Annotated in this window: 16 protein-coding genes; 11 read left to right on the forward strand and 5 right to left on the reverse strand. The window is 71.7% G+C overall.

Going from position 1 to position 13180, the window contains the following annotated elements:
* Positions 1-6: 6 nt before the first annotated feature.
* From ACZ5KV_RS12050 to ACZ5KV_RS12065, 4 genes are read right to left on the reverse strand one after another with little or no spacing between them, the layout of a single operon-like run.
* A complete protein-coding gene (locus tag ACZ5KV_RS12050) occupies positions 7-1683 on the reverse strand; it encodes a PhoU domain-containing protein (protein WP_464239553.1) in 1677 nt (558 codons plus the stop codon).
* Positions 1684-1688: 5 nt separating this feature from the next.
* Positions 1689-1961 carry an amphi-Trp domain-containing protein gene (locus tag ACZ5KV_RS12055; RefSeq protein ID WP_464239554.1) on the reverse strand — a complete coding sequence of 91 codons (273 nt, stop codon included), beginning with the start codon at positions 1959-1961 and terminating at the stop codon, positions 1689-1691.
* Positions 1962-2009: 48 nt separating this feature from the next.
* Positions 2010-3185 (reverse strand): hypothetical protein, encoded by a 1176-nt coding sequence (locus tag ACZ5KV_RS12060; RefSeq protein WP_464239555.1) that lies wholly within the window; start codon positions 3183-3185, stop codon positions 2010-2012.
* 3 nt (positions 3186-3188) lie between these two features.
* Entirely contained in the window at positions 3189-3767 is a 579-nt protein-coding gene (locus tag ACZ5KV_RS12065; protein ID WP_464239556.1) for a GAK system XXXCH domain-containing protein, read from the reverse strand.
* A 326-nt stretch (positions 3768-4093) separates the two neighbouring features.
* Between ACZ5KV_RS12065 and ACZ5KV_RS12070 the strand changes: the two genes are divergently transcribed.
* From ACZ5KV_RS12070 to ACZ5KV_RS12120, 11 genes are all read left to right on the forward strand, one after another.
* Entirely contained in the window at positions 4094-5446 is a 1353-nt protein-coding gene (locus ACZ5KV_RS12070) for an MFS transporter (RefSeq protein WP_464239557.1), read from the forward strand.
* A gap of 3 nt (positions 5447-5449) precedes the next feature.
* Positions 5450-5695, forward strand: coding sequence for a hypothetical protein (locus ACZ5KV_RS12075; RefSeq protein WP_464239558.1), 246 nt, complete (start codon positions 5450-5452; stop codon positions 5693-5695).
* A gap of 149 nt (positions 5696-5844) precedes the next feature.
* Positions 5845-6777: a PAS domain-containing protein gene (locus ACZ5KV_RS12080; RefSeq protein ID WP_464239559.1), complete on the forward strand. Its 933-nt coding sequence runs from the start codon at positions 5845-5847 to the stop codon at positions 6775-6777.
* A gap of 51 nt (positions 6778-6828) precedes the next feature.
* Positions 6829-7167: a tRNA-binding protein gene (locus ACZ5KV_RS12085; RefSeq protein ID WP_464239560.1), complete on the forward strand. Its 339-nt coding sequence runs from the start codon at positions 6829-6831 to the stop codon at positions 7165-7167.
* Positions 7168-7200: 33 nt separating this feature from the next.
* Entirely contained in the window at positions 7201-7827 is a 627-nt protein-coding gene (locus tag ACZ5KV_RS12090) for a LysE family translocator (protein ID WP_464239561.1), read from the forward strand.
* A gap of 168 nt (positions 7828-7995) precedes the next feature.
* Complete coding sequence (locus tag ACZ5KV_RS12095) at positions 7996-8571, forward strand: LemA family protein (RefSeq protein ID WP_464239562.1); 576 nt, start codon at positions 7996-7998, stop codon at positions 8569-8571.
* 12 nt (positions 8572-8583) lie between these two features.
* Entirely contained in the window at positions 8584-9381 is a 798-nt protein-coding gene (locus ACZ5KV_RS12100; RefSeq protein WP_464239563.1) for a hypothetical protein, read from the forward strand.
* A 3-nt stretch (positions 9382-9384) separates the two neighbouring features.
* On the forward strand, positions 9385-11109 hold the full coding sequence (locus ACZ5KV_RS12105; protein ID WP_464239564.1) for a DUF2207 domain-containing protein: 1725 nt from the start codon (positions 9385-9387) through the stop codon (positions 11107-11109).
* 395 nt (positions 11110-11504) lie between these two features.
* Positions 11505-11732: a hypothetical protein gene (locus ACZ5KV_RS12110; protein WP_464239565.1), complete on the forward strand. Its 228-nt coding sequence runs from the start codon at positions 11505-11507 to the stop codon at positions 11730-11732.
* Positions 11733-11734: 2 nt separating this feature from the next.
* Positions 11735-11944 (forward strand): hypothetical protein, encoded by a 210-nt coding sequence (locus ACZ5KV_RS12115; RefSeq protein ID WP_464239566.1) that lies wholly within the window; start codon positions 11735-11737, stop codon positions 11942-11944.
* 104 nt (positions 11945-12048) lie between these two features.
* Positions 12049-12411: a PilZ domain-containing protein gene (locus ACZ5KV_RS12120; RefSeq protein ID WP_464239567.1), complete on the forward strand. Its 363-nt coding sequence runs from the start codon at positions 12049-12051 to the stop codon at positions 12409-12411.
* A gap of 99 nt (positions 12412-12510) precedes the next feature.
* Here the strand turns inward: ACZ5KV_RS12120 and rpe are convergent, their stop codons facing one another.
* Positions 12511-13179, reverse strand: a complete 669-nt coding sequence (rpe, locus tag ACZ5KV_RS12125; RefSeq protein ID WP_464239568.1) for a ribulose-phosphate 3-epimerase — start codon at positions 13177-13179, stop codon at positions 12511-12513.
* Position 13180 lies beyond the last annotated feature (1 nt).

Raw genomic sequence — 13180 nt, forward strand, 5'->3', positions numbered from 1 at the left:
CTTTCGTCAGTAGTACAGGACGCCCTCGGGCAGGCGGAAGGCCTCCCAGGGCTGGTCCTGGTGGGCCAGGGTCTTTTCCATGAGAAAGTGGGCGCGCAGGCACATCTCCTTGGAGAACTTGGGATGCAGCTCGAAGCGCGTGGAGGTGTACAGCGAGCGGGCCAGGCCCAGGGCCAGGCGCGCCTGGAAGGTCGTGTCGCCCATCTCCCCGGCGAAGGCCGCGGCGAATTCCAGGAACTGGGCGATGACCCAGTTCAGGCGGTCGCGCTCCTGCCTGCCCTTGAGCGGCACGCGGAAGTTGGAGACCAGGAACACCGCCACGTCCTGCACGTAGTCGCCCTCGGTGGAGCGGTACAGGTCGATGAAATGCACCTGCTGGCGCTCGTGGTCGTAGACCACGTTGTTGGTGTTGAAGTCGCCGTGGATGAGCATGGACGCGGGCGCGGGCAGCTCGGCCTCCAGGGCCTTGCAGCGCGCGATGAGTTCGCTTGTGGGCGCGATGCGCGCCAGGCCCAGGCTGCGCTCGGGGCGCTCGAAGTCGGGGTGCACCTGACGCACGGCCTCCAGGCGCTCCTCGAGCTGGGCCATGAAGCGCGTGGGGCAGGGCCGGGGGGTCAGGGTCTGGGCCCAGATTTCGTGCAGGGTCGCCGTGAGCACGAACAGGGCGTTGGTGGCCAGCTCCTGGTTGGGCGAGAGGATGACCTCGTCCAGGGTGCAGCCGGGCAGGAACTCCACGAGCATGGCGCCGTGGTCGTTGTCCGCGTCCTCGTGAAAGCTGAAGATGCGCGGGCCGAGGCCCGGAAAGACCTTGGCCCAGCGCTCGATGTTTTCCTTTTCGCGGCGGATTTTTTTGAGGTTGCCTTCCTTGTAGAGGCTTCCGGCGGCCACGTCTTCGGGGCTGGCCGGGGCGGCCCCGGCGGCGCCGGGCGGGCGGGAGGCCACGCGCCCGATGCGGCAGCCCGAGCGCGAGCCCCAGATGGACTTGAAATCGATGTCGCCCACCGAGCCGGTGAAGCCGCCCTTGTCCAGGGTCTGGCGCAGGGCCTCGAACTGCTCGATCTTGATGCGCTCGCCGAGGATGGAGAAGATCAGCGCCTCGCCGATGTTGAGCAGCGAGTCGCCCACGCGCTCCAGGTAGCGGAAGATGAACAGCGCGGTGATCAGGTCGCGCGGGTCGCCCCCGCGCGAGAGTTCGGCCATGATGCGGTCGAAGTGCTCCTTGTAGAGCGCGTCGAGCTGGTTTTCGGCCTTGCAGATTTCCAGGGCCCCGGCGAGGTCCGCCCCGCGCCGGGTGGGCGCGATGCGCGCCAGGCCGTCGCGGATGACCGTGAACATGGCCCGGTAGTCGTAGCGATGCAGGAAGCGCGGGTCCGCGAAGTGCTCGACCTGGCGGGTGATGTTCACGCAGAAGTCGGCGATGCGCTCCAGGTTGGCGCACATGATCTGCACCGAGCGGATGGTGTCCACCATGCGTCCGGAGATGTCCGCCCCGCCGTGGATTTTGGAGAAGCAGGTGTTTTCGATGACGTTCTTCAGGTTGTCCACGTAGTCGTCGCGCGAGATGATGCGCTCGAAGAGCGTGCGCGAGGGCGCGTCCAGGAACGACAGCGTGGCCTCCACGAGGTTGGTGGCCTCGATGGTCAGGAAGCGGAAGTTCTCTTCCAGGCTTTCGATGGTCGTCATCGGTGTCAGGAGCGGATGTTCATGGAGTCTTCGGAGCGGATGGCGGCCTTGGGTTCGTCCTTCCAGGCCAGCTTGAGCACCAGCTTGCTGGTGGGCGCCTTGCGCTTGGCCTTGAGGGTCAGCTTGAGCAGGTCGGGCGGGGTCAGGGTCAGCTCGTCGCCGTTGGTGGACAGCACGATGCGGCCCTTTTCCAGGCCCTCCATGAGCGATTGCAGGTAGTCGCGGATGGAGCGGGGGTCCTGGATGGACTCGAAGAAGAACTTTTCTTCCTGGGCCATGGGGATCTCCTTGGGTGCGGCGTTGGTGGGGAGTGGCGGGCGGCGGGGTCAGCCGTCCAGCCGGGCGCGGTATTCGGCCATGACCTGGGCGCGGTCCATGCCCGCGGTGATGAGCTGCTTGCGCACGAGCATGTCGCCCCAGGGCTGGACGCCGATTTCGCGGGCGGCCTTTTCGGGGTTCTGGAAGGCCGGGTCCTTGACCTTTTCGCCCATGTGCGTGTCGTCGCCCATGAAGACCATGAGCGGGCGGCCCGAGCGCGGGCGGCAGCGGTTGCGCTCGTGCAGCACGGAAACCAGGAAACCCGTGTAGCGGCTGGACTGGGGGTTCCAGACCTCCCAGCCGTCCACGTCGTATTCGGCCAGCAGCACGGGCCAGAACTGCTCGGGATGCGGGATGACGATGCCCGCCCCCAGGGCCCGGGCCTCTTCGATGACCTCGCTGGCGCGGTAGAAGTAGTCCAGGGAGAAGTCGGCCTTGACCAGGGCCTTGACCGCCCGCAGGTAGGTCTGCACGCGGTCGATGAACGGGTCGGAGTGCTCGGCGCGCAGGGTGTCGAACCAGTTGGCCAGGAGCTTGTTTTTCATGGAATCGCGGGGCACGGCGTCCCAGCGCACGGCCAGCAGGGCGTCGATGCGCGCCACGTTGCGGCGCACGTATTCCACGGTGGTTTCGTCGGCGCCGGTCTGCGCGGCGGCCTGGCCGACGATCTCCGGGTGCGATTCGAGGATGGCGGCCATGAACGCGAAAAGCTGCGAGGAGCGGTACTTGTGCGTGTGGCGCAGCATCTGGCGCAGGGTGTGGGCCTGCTCCAGGCGCTCCTTGCGGAAGTGCAGCAGGAGCTGGATCTTCTGGTTGAAGCCCGAGGCGTAGCAATCCACCTCCACCCCGGCGTAGTCGCCGAAGGTGGTCAGCTCGTTGTGCTGGGTGGGAATGATCAGGCGCTCCTCGGCGTTGGGGAACAGGGCCTCCAGGCGTCGCTCGACGAGCGGCATGGGCACGAACTCGGGGTGCCAGTGCAGGGCCAGCACGCGGCGCTGCTTGGGGTAGGCCTGCCCGGGGGTGACGGCGCGGGCCTCCTGCTCGGGGCAGAGGTCGATGCTGATGACGCGCGTGAAGCGCTCCAGGTCGGCCTCGGTGGGCTCCACGGGCACGGTGTCCAGGTCGGGGGCGGTCCAGGCGGGGCGGGCCGCCGGGCGCAGGGGCGTGATGGGCGTGGCGGGCATGGTCTATTTGTACCTGTCGTGGCACTCGTTTTTGCGGGTTTCCAGCGCCTGGGCGGCGGCGGCCATGGCTTCCAGGTCCCCGGCCTTCCAGGCCCGGGTCAGTTCGCGGCAGGCGCGGCTGTAGTCGAGGTAGAATTCGTCGCCGTGGCCCGGGTAGCAGACCATGACCTCCGAGTCGGCCAGGAAGGATTCCACGGCCTCGGCAGCGGGCGCGCGCCCGGCTTCCAGGCTGGAGCGGATGGCCTTGAAGGAGTGCTTCATGCGCTTTTTCAGGCGCGAGTATTTCTCGGGCTCGTCGGCGGTGGTCACGCAGCCGAGTTCCGGGTCGCAGGAGCAGCCCGGGTGCATGGGCTCGACCTTCATTTTGGCCTGCAATTCGCCGAATTCGCGTTTGATGACGAGTTTGATCTTGCACACGTCCGCAGCGGCGGGCACGGCCTGGGCGGCAGGGGTCCGGCCGGGGGCGGCCGCCTCGCCCGCCGCCGGGCCGGGGGCGGCCAGCAGCGCGAGCAGGGCCTGGAGCGCCGGCTCCAGCTCCGCGTCGGAAAGCACACGCTCGAACTTGAGGGATTTGCTGCTCATTGCGTCGTTCTCCTTGGCGCAGCGGGCCCGGGGGCGGGCCCGAAAGCATGGACCGGGAGGGCGCCCCGTGGGGGGCCGGGGGCGACGGGCGCCGTGCCCGCCACCGGTTCGTGATGCTTTCCGCTGTCTACTTGACGCATGTGACGATTCCGTTGCGAACGGGGGGAGAATACGCGCCGGGGGCGACACGCGATGGTCACAGGGCCGTGGGATGCCGGACCGGCGGGAGGTTGTCGCGCCCGGACCCGCCCGGGCGGCGGTCGGCCATCCGGCGGACCTGCCCCGGGCGGGTTCCCTTCGGCCGCCGCCTGGGGTAGAACCCCGCCATGCCCGCCGCCACCCCCGACAACGCCCCAGGCGTCCCACGCGCCCCGACCGCTCCGGACGCCGCGCGCGCCGCACGCCGCCGCATCCACTCCTGGTGCCTGTACGACTGGGCCAACTCGGCCTATGTGACAACCGTGGCCGTTGCCGTGCTGCCCGCGTATTTCGCGGCTGCGGTGGTGCCCGAGGGCGGGGTGGCCGTGGGCGGGGCGCGGCTGTCCGCCGCCAGCCTGTGGGGCTATCTGGTCAGCGCCACGGCCCTGGTGGTCTTCGTGCTGGCGCCGCCCCTGGGCGCCGTGGCCGACCATCTGGGCCTGCGCAGGCGGCTGCTGCTGGCGTTTTGCGTCTGCGGCAGCCTCGCGGCCACGGGGCTTGTGGCCATCGGGCCGGGCACGGTCTGGCCGGCCATGGGCCTGTTCTTCGTGGCCCAGGTGGGCTTTGTGGGCGGCAATGTGTTCTACGACTCGCTTTTGGGCCACGTGGCGCCGCCCGGGCGGCTGGACGCCGTGTCCGGCCGGGGGTTTGCCTACGGCTACGTGGGCGGCGGGGTCCAGTTCGCCCTGGCCCTGGGGCTTGTGGCCGGGCACGAGGCCCTGGGCCTGGGCGCGGACCTGGCCGCGCGGCTGGCCATGGCCTCGGCGGGGCTGTGGTGGCTGGGCTTCGGGCTGTGGGCCGTGCGCGGCATGGACGAACCGCCCGGGGCCGCCGGGGCGTCGGGCGGGGCCCCTGTGCGCGAGGCCCTGGGGCGCCTGCGCGGGCTGTGGGGCCGGGCCCGGGCCGTGCCGGGGCTCGTGCCCTTCATGCTGGCCTTTTTGTGCTACAACGACGGGGTGCAGACGACCATCAGCATGGCCACCATCTACGGCAGCACCGAACTCGGCCTGTCCACCACGGTGCTCATGCTGACCCTGCTCATGATCCAGTTCGTGTCGGTCTTCGGGGCGCTGGCCTTCAGCCGTCTGGCCGGGGCCGTGGGCACGCGCGCGGCGCTGATGCTCTCGGTGGCCCTGTGGACCGGGGTGGCCCTCTACGCCTGGCGGATGCGCTCGGCCACGGAGTATTTCATTCTCGGGGTGGTCGTCGGGCTGGTCATGGGCGGCTCCCAGGCCCTGTCGCGTTCGCTCTATGCGCGGCTCATTCCGCCGGACCGCCCGGCGGAGTTTTTCGGCTATTTTTCGGTGGTCAACCGGCTTTCGGCCATCGCCGGGCCCGCCGTGTTCGCCGCCGTGGCCCAGCATACGGGCTCGGCGCGCGGGGGCATCCTGGTGCTGACGGCATTTTTCGTCCTCGGGCTTGCGCTGCTCGCGCGCGTGCCCGCCGGGCGCGAGGGCGCGCCCACAGCCAAAGGAGCGTGATCCATGTCCATGCGACACAAGCTCATCCTGTGGGCCGTGCGCCGCGAGCTGCGCGAGCACGGCGACGAAATCCGCGCCGAACTGGAGCGGCTGCGCTCCATCCGCAGCCTGCCCGAACTGCGGGCCTGGGCGGCGGAAAAGGGCGGGGCCCTGGCCGGGTTGATCCGCCGCCACGGCCCCCGGGCCCTGGAACTTTTGCGCGCCGAACTGGCCCGCCACGCCCCGCGCAAGGGCGGCGACCGCTCCTAGCCCCGGGCGCCGCCCGGCGACCGGCAGGCCCGCCCCGGGCTTTGTCGGTTTTTCCGACACGACGGGCCGCAGGCTTCACAAAAGAGGAAATAACGCCGACCCCATCGTTGCCACTGGAAAGGCCTGTACGAACGTGCTACGCAGAAGCCATGGATGCGGAAATCCTTGCAGCGGAAGGCATAGATATCTACGCCGTGGAGCGGGTGCTCACCGTGGAGCGCTACGCCTGGCTCTCCCTGTCCCTGGACATGGCCGCCGTGCTGACCACCGACGGGCAGTTCGAGGACTGCAACGTGCAGTGGGAGCGCGTGACCGGCCATGCGCCCCAGGGGCTGACCGGCAGCTACCTCATCGAGCACATCCACTTCGACGACCGCGAGCGCGTGCTGGCCCAGATGCAGCGGCTCATCACCTCGGACATCGGCTCCACCTCGCTCTTCTTCCGCTTCTGCTGCGCCGGGGGCGACTACCGCAGGCTCAACTGGAACGTGATCTTCTCGCCGGACCACGACTGCTATTTCTGCATGGTCAAGGACGCCTCGGGCATGAGCGGCAGCGACGCCCTGGCCTACCGCGACGCCCTGACCGGCCTGGCCAACCGCATGGCCCTGGAGGACACCCTGCCCGCCCTGGTGACGCGTACGTGCAGCCTGGGCGTCAGCGTGGCCCTCTTGTTCATGGACCTGGACGGCTTCAAGGCCGTGAACGACACCTTCGGCCACCGCGCGGGCGACGCGCTGCTGGTCCAGGCCGCGGGGCGCATGGAGCGCTGCGTGGGCGACGCGGGCACGGTCTACCGCCTGGGCGGCGACGAGTTCGTGGCCGTGCTCCCGGGGTGCACCTCCGGGCGCGCCGACGTGCTGGCCATTGCCCGCGATCTGGTGGCCGCCCTGCGTCAGGAGTATCCGCTGGAGCGCGAAATGGTCCGCACCGGGGTCAGCGTGGGCATCGCCCTGGCCCCCGAACACGGCGAGGACCCCGCCGTGCTGCTGGACAAGGCCGATCAGGCCATGTACCGCGTCAAGAGCGGAGGCAAGAACGGCTTCGCCGTCCACGGCGCGGACGAGGTCTGCACCGCCTAGGTCCCCTCCTTCGTTTCTCACTCCTTCTCTTTCCCCTGCGAGGCCAACCGCATGACGCACATCACCTGGGAGGATTTCGAGCGCGTGGAAATCCGCGTGGGTACGGTGGTTTCCGCCGAGGTTTTCGCCGCGGCGCGCATTCCGGCCTACGTGATTCACGCCGATTTCGGCCCGGGCCTCGGCGTGCTCAAGTCCAGCGCGCGGGTCACGGATCTTTACCGCCCCGAGGAGCTTGTGGGCCGCCAGATCGTGGGCGTGGTCAACTTTCCGCCCAAGCAGATCGGCCCCCTGCGCTCGCAGTTTCTGGTCACCGGCTTTCCGGACGCCGACGGGGCCATCGTGCTGGCCGCGCCCGAGCGCCCGGTGCCCAACGGCGCGCGTCTGACCTAGGCCGCGCCCGCCCGCAACCTTCCGGAGCATTCCGTGTTCGGCATCGAGAATTATTTCCTCTTCCTCGGCGCGGGGCTGCTGCTCAACGTGACCCCCGGGCCGGACATGCTCTACGTGGCCACGCGCAGCGCCTGCCAGGGGCGCGGGGCCGGGCTGCTCTCGGCCCTGGCCATCGCCTGCGGCGGGCTGGTGCATACGGCCACGGCGGCCCTGGGCCTGTCGGCGGTGTTGCTCGTTTCGGCTGCGGCCTACGAGGTGGTGCGCTTTGCCGGGGCGGCCTATCTGGTCTGGGTCGGCCTGCGCATCCTGCTTGCGCGGCCCGAGGCCCACGGCCCGGCGCCCTGCCTGCCGCGCGCGCGCATCTTCCGCCAGGGCTTCCTGGTCAGCGTGCTGAACCCCAAGGTGGCCCTGTTCTTCCTGGCCTTCCTGCCCCAGTTCGCGGACCACGGCTCGACCCATTTCCCGGCCCAGATCGTCGTCCTGGGCCTGACCTTCTGCACCACGGGCTGGATGGTCATGTCCTGCGTGGCGCTGTGCTTCGGGCGCATCGGCTCCTGGGCCGGGGCGCACCCCGGGGCGCGCCGGGCCCGGCAGTGGGTTACGGGCGGGGTGTTCCTGTCCATGGGCCTGGGCCTGGGGCTGGCTGGCGGGCGCGACTAGGGTCCGGGACCGCCCGGAGGCCGGGAGGCCGGGAGCGCGGCCCGGGCCGGAGATCCTCGCGCCCCCGGCGTCCCTTCGGGCGGTTCGTCCGCCCCGTGTTTGACGCCCGCGCCCGGGGCCATGTAGAGTGCGGGTGCGGACTTCCGACCCCAACCCCCGGAGAGTGCAATGACCGCATTGTGGACCGCCCTGGCCCTGCTGGTGCTCCTCGCCTTGTGGCTGGCGCTGGCCTTCAACGCCCTGGTGCGTGCGCGGGCCCTGGTCCGCGAGGGCTGGAGCGGCATCGACGTGCAGTTGCACCGCCGTCACGACCTGATCCCCAATCTGGTGGAGACGGTGCGGGCCTACGCCGCCCACGAGGCCGAGGCCCTGGCGCGGGTGACGGCCCTGCGCGGCGCCATGGGCGCTTCGGAGGGCACCGCCCCGGGCGCAGCCGTGGCCGAGGCCGCGCGCCGGGAGGGCGAGTTGACCCGGGCCCTGGGGCGGCTGTTCGCCGTTGTCGAGGCCTACCCGCAACTCAAGGCCGACGCCAACTACCGCCAGCTCGCCGAGCAGCTCGCCGCCGTGGAGGACGAGTTGCAGATGGCCCGGCGCTACTACAACGGCGCCGTGCGGCGGCTGAACGTCAACGTGCAGTCCTTCCCGTCCAACATCGCGGCCCGGCTGTTCGGGTTCGCCGAGGCGGAATTTTTCGAGATCGGGGACGAGGCCGTGCGCGCCGCGCCCCGGGTGCGGCTGGACTAGGCGGAGCGGACGATGGCGGGCGGCGGCAAGACCCTGGAAGGCATGGCCGACGGGCTGGTGACCGAGACCCTGGTGGAGGCGGCCTCGACCTTTTTCGGCGCGCGCAAGGCCCTGGAGGACGAGATCGAACTCTACCGGCGCCGGACGGAAGAACTGGAACGCGCTGAGGCCGAGGTGCTGCGCCGGGCGGCGGCCCTGCACTCCCTGCTGCCGGACGCCGCGGCCGTGCGCGGATTCTACGCCGCCCTGGGCGTGGACCCGGGCCCCCTGCCCGAGGCCGCCGCCGGGGCCGCGCCCGCGCGCGAGGCCGTGCGAGCGCCTTTTTCCCTGCTGCCCTGGCGGCGCTATGCCGGGCTGCTGCTGGCGGCCTACGCCGCCCTGGCCGAGGCCGCCGAGGCCTATCTGCACGGCCGCCACGCCACGGGCCCCGGGGGCCGCAAGGTCCAGACCGCCAACGTCGGGCAACTGCGCGACTGGTGCCGCGCGCTCAACGCGCGCATCGAAACCCTGAACCGCGACCAGCGGCCCTCGGGGACCATGAGCTTCGTGCGCGGGCTGGACCCCGCCCGCCAGGAGCGCAGCCGCCTGGCCGACGCGCCCATCGCCGACTACGCCTCGTCCCTGGACCAGGAGCTGGCCTTCGCCCCGGTGAGCTGCCCGGCGGCGGAGCATCCGGTGACCCCCGAGCTGCCTGCGGCCCACAAGGTCCGCGAGGCCGTGCTGGCCCATGCCAAAACCCTGTGGGCCGCCGACTCCGCCGCCGCCCGGGCCCGCGCGGCGGCCTGGGCCCGGGCGCGCGGAGGGCGCTGACCCGTGGGCCCGGCGCGCGGCCCCGTCGTCCTGGCGGTTCTCCTCGCCGTGCTGGTCGGCCTGCTGGCCGCCCCGTTCCCGGCTTCGGCCGCCGAGGCCGTCACCTCTTTCGCCAGCCGTGTGGACATCCTGCCCGACGGGCGCCTGCGCGTGACCGAGGCCATCGCCGTGGCCGCCGAGGGGCGCACGATCCGCCGGGGCATCTACCGCGACTTTCCCACCGTCTACCCGCATCCCGAGCCTTGGGCGCGGGCCTTGGGGCTGGTGCGCCGCGTGGGCTTTTCCGTGCTCGGCGCCGTCCGCGACGGCCAGCCCGAGGCGGCCTTGACGCGGCCCCGGGCCAACGGGGTGCGCGTGTATCTGGGCCACGAGGACGCCCCGCTGGCCCCGGGGCCGCACCGCTATGAACTGACTTACGAAACCACGGACCAGCTCGGTTTCTTCGCCGACCACGATGAACTGTACTGGAACGTGACGGGCACGGGCTGGACCCTGCCCGTGCTGGAGGCCCGGTGTGCGGTGGTTGCGCCCCCGGGCGGGCGGCTGCTGGGCGCCGAGGCCGTCACCGGCCCCGCGGGCGTCCGGGGTTCGGCCGTTTCCGGCGGGCTGCGCGGCCCGGGGCTCGCCGCCTTCGCCACCACGGTACCCCTGGCGCCGGGCGAGGGGCTGACCGTGGCCGTACGCCTGGACAAGGGCGCCGTGGCCGCCCCGGGCGGCGAAGTCGCCCGGCTGGTGCGCGACAACCCCGGGCCCCTGGGCGCCGGGGCCGGGCTGCTGGCGGCCCTGGCGGCCTACCTGTGGGCCTGGCGGCGCGTGGGCCGCGACCCCCGGGGCGGGGTTGTGGTGCCGCGCTTCCGGCCCCCGGCGGGAGTCGGCCCCGGGGCGGCGCGCTACGTGCTGCGCATGGGTTTCGACGACCACGTGTTCGCCGCCGCCCTGGTGGGCCTGGGCGCGCGCGGGGCCGTGGCCCTGGACCGGACGGCGGACGGCGCCTGGACCGTGGCCCGCGCCGGGGCCGAACCGCCGGACCTGGAACCCGAGGAGCGGGCTCTGCTGGCGGCGCTGTTCGCCCGGGGCGATGCCGTGACCCTGCGCCGGGAGGCCCGGGTCACGGTCCGCGCCGCGCGTGCGGCCCTGCGCAGGGCCCTGGCCGCGCGCTACCGGGGCGCGCTGTTCCACGTCAACGGGCCCTGGCTGCTGCCGGGGCTGGCGTGCAGCCTGCTGGCGGCGGGAGCCGCGCTGGGGACCATGCCCGGGCCGCATCCCTTGGCGGTCATCGCCCTGGGCGCGGCGTTGTTCCTGCTTTTCGCGCGGCTCATGCGCGCCCCGACGCCCGGGGGGCGCGCGCTGATGGACGAGTTGGAGGGCTTCCGGCTCTATCTGGCCGTGGCCGAGGAGGAGCGCCTGAACCTGCTCAACCCGCCCGAGCGGACCCCGGAACTGTTCGAGGCCTGCCTGCCCTACGCCCTGGCCCTGGATTGCGAGCAGCAGTGGGCGCGCCGCTTCAGCGCCGTGCTGGAGGCCGCCGGGCGCGACCCCGGGGCCGCCTCGCGGGGGGCGGGCCGGGGCCTGGGCGGCCTGGGGCCCGGGGCGCGTGGCGGCGGGCTGGGGGCCTCCCTGGCCGGGGCCATCGCCGCTTCGGCCGCGGCGCCGGGCTCGGGCCGGGGCTCAGGCGGCGCGGGCCGCTCGGGCGGGGGCGGCGGCGGCGGGGGCGGCGGGGGCTGGTAGCCCCTTGTATTGGTCACGTCCGGTCATGGTCGGCTGCGCCCGGCCGCGCTCGGCCGGGCCGCACCGCAACGGCAGACGGCGCGTCTGGCGGGCTGCCGGATCGCGGCTCGCCGTGCCCGGCGCGCCCGGCGGTTGCCTTTCGCCGCGCGCAAGGCTATAGCATGAGGGCGCCAACGACTGTCTGGAGATTGACAACATGTGGGAATCCCTGTCTTTTATATTGAAAGCAGCCGCCATGGCCCTGATCTTCACCCTGCTGGCCCTGGGGGCCGGGGTGGGCATCGTGCGCGCCGCCAACCGCCGCGCCCGTCGGCGCGCGGAGGGCGGCCGGGGCGGAACCCCGGGCCGCTGAGGCCCGCCCGCGCCGCAACCCTTCGCCAGGAGCAGCACACGCCATGAACATCCTGCGCATCCTCATCAAGGCCCTGTCCTTCGTCCTGGCCATCCCGTTCATCACCTACGGGTTCCTGGGACTGATCAAGGCCATGCGCCTGGAAGGCGTCATCGACGACTACATGGGCTTCATCGGCTCCTACCGCAACCCGGTGACGGCGCTGATTCTGGTGGTCATCGGCGGCTGCCTGCTCTACGGCCTGAATGCCCTGGCGGCCAGGATACGCTGACCATGACCACCCCCGACCCCACTCCGACCCCCGGCGCGCCCCGGCCCTGGTGGCGCAAGAACGCCTGGAAGATCGGCTACTTCGCCGCAGGTATTCTCTTCATCGGCCTGTCGCGCTTCTTCGTGCCCTTCTGGCCCCGGTTCATCATCCTGTCCGTCTGGGCTGTGGGCATGGCGCTCATTTTCATCCGCCAGCTCGAAGCGGGCAAATGAACCCCCGGGGCTGACAGGCCCCTGGCGATGGTGTAGGCTCGTCCTCCATGACCGTCCCCCGGGCCCTGGTTTCGGGGCCGCTGCGGGACGGCGGAGGGGGGGACATGACCGACCAGCGCAGCCGCAGCCGGGTTGCGGCCCATTTCGACGCCACCGTCTCCTGGCGGGGGTTGACCGTGCCCGTGATTAGCGAAAACATCAGCCTGCGCGGCATGTTGTGCGACGCACCCCTGGGCCTGGGCATGCAGGCGGGCGATGCCTGCGCGGTGCGTCTGACCCTGGCCTCCAGCGTGGTGCTCACCGTGCAGGCCCGGGTGGCGCGCGCCGGGGAGGGCACCCTGGCCCTGGCCTTCGAGGAGATGGAGCCCGCGACCTTTGTCCATCTGCGCAATCTGGTGCGCTACGCCGCCAGCGACCCGGACACCATCGACGCCGAACTGGCCGGACCCTGCGCGGGGCCCTGCTGACCCGGACGGGCGCCCCCCGGCGCGACATGCGAAAGGCCGCCGCACCCTTGCGGGTGCGGCGGCCTTTCGTGCCTTGGGCAACGCCGGTGCGGAGCCTCGCTACAGGGCCCCGGCGGCGCGCAGGAAGGTTTCGTGGCGTTCCCTGTAGGGCGGGAACTTGAAGAAGGCCGACCCGGACACCAGGCAGTCGGCCCCGGCGGCCACCAGCTCGGCGGTGTTTTCGGGGGTGCAGCCGCCGTCGACCTGGATCAGGCAGCGCGGGTTCAGCCCGTCGCGCAGGGCGGCCAGTTCGCGGATCTTGTCCACGGCGAAGGGGATGAACGACTGCCCGCCGAAGCCGGGGTTCACGCTCATGACGAGCACCATGTCCAGTTGCGGCAGCAGGTAGCGCACGGCGTCCACGGGGGTGGCCGGGTTGAGGGCCACGCCCACCTGCTTGCCCAGCTCGGCCACGGCGGCGCAGGTGCGCTCCAGGTGGCGGGTGGCCTCGGCGTGGACGCAGATCAGGTCCGCCCCGGCGCGGGCGAAGTCGGCCACGTAGCGCGCGGGCTCCTCGACCATGAGATGCACGTCGAAGAACAGCTTGCTGCGCCCGCGCAGGGCGCCGATGATCGGCGCGCCCAGGGTGATGTTGGGCACGAAGGCGCCGTCCATCACGTCCCAGTGGACCCACTTGAGCCCGGCGGCCTCCAGGGCGGCCAGCTCCTCGGCCAGGCGCCCGTAGTCGCTGGACAGCAGGGACGGCGAAAGCAGGAACGGCCGGGCCATG

The sequence above is a fragment of the Desulfocurvus thunnarius genome (assembly GCF_055390965.1).

Excerpts from the sequence above, each read along its gene's own strand:
- rpe (WP_464239568.1), bottom strand. The coding sequence starts at position 13,179 with ATGGCCCGGCCGTTCCTGCTTTCGCCGTCCCTGCTGTCCAGCGACTAC.
- ACZ5KV_RS12110 (WP_464239565.1), top strand. The coding sequence starts at position 11,505 with ATGAACATCCTGCGCATCCTCATCAAGGCCCTGTCCTTCGTCCTGGCC.
- ACZ5KV_RS12095 (WP_464239562.1), top strand. The coding sequence starts at position 7,996 with ATGACCGCATTGTGGACCGCCCTGGCCCTGCTGGTGCTCCTCGCCTTG.
- ACZ5KV_RS12080 (WP_464239559.1), top strand. The coding sequence starts at position 5,845 with ATGGATGCGGAAATCCTTGCAGCGGAAGGCATAGATATCTACGCCGTG.
- ACZ5KV_RS12115 (WP_464239566.1), top strand. The coding sequence starts at position 11,735 with ATGACCACCCCCGACCCCACTCCGACCCCCGGCGCGCCCCGGCCCTGG.
- ACZ5KV_RS12075 (WP_464239558.1), top strand. The coding sequence starts at position 5,450 with ATGTCCATGCGACACAAGCTCATCCTGTGGGCCGTGCGCCGCGAGCTG.
- ACZ5KV_RS12085 (WP_464239560.1), top strand. The coding sequence starts at position 6,829 with ATGACGCACATCACCTGGGAGGATTTCGAGCGCGTGGAAATCCGCGTG.
- ACZ5KV_RS12120 (WP_464239567.1), top strand. The coding sequence starts at position 12,049 with ATGACCGACCAGCGCAGCCGCAGCCGGGTTGCGGCCCATTTCGACGCC.
- ACZ5KV_RS12070 (WP_464239557.1), top strand. The coding sequence starts at position 4,094 with ATGCCCGCCGCCACCCCCGACAACGCCCCAGGCGTCCCACGCGCCCCG.
- ACZ5KV_RS12060 (WP_464239555.1), bottom strand. The coding sequence starts at position 3,185 with ATGCCCGCCACGCCCATCACGCCCCTGCGCCCGGCGGCCCGCCCCGCC.
- ACZ5KV_RS12065 (WP_464239556.1), bottom strand. The coding sequence starts at position 3,767 with ATGAGCAGCAAATCCCTCAAGTTCGAGCGTGTGCTTTCCGACGCGGAG.
- ACZ5KV_RS12100 (WP_464239563.1), top strand. The coding sequence starts at position 8,584 with ATGGCGGGCGGCGGCAAGACCCTGGAAGGCATGGCCGACGGGCTGGTG.
- ACZ5KV_RS12050 (WP_464239553.1), bottom strand. The coding sequence starts at position 1,683 with ATGACGACCATCGAAAGCCTGGAAGAGAACTTCCGCTTCCTGACCATC.
- ACZ5KV_RS12055 (WP_464239554.1), bottom strand. The coding sequence starts at position 1,961 with ATGGCCCAGGAAGAAAAGTTCTTCTTCGAGTCCATCCAGGACCCCCGC.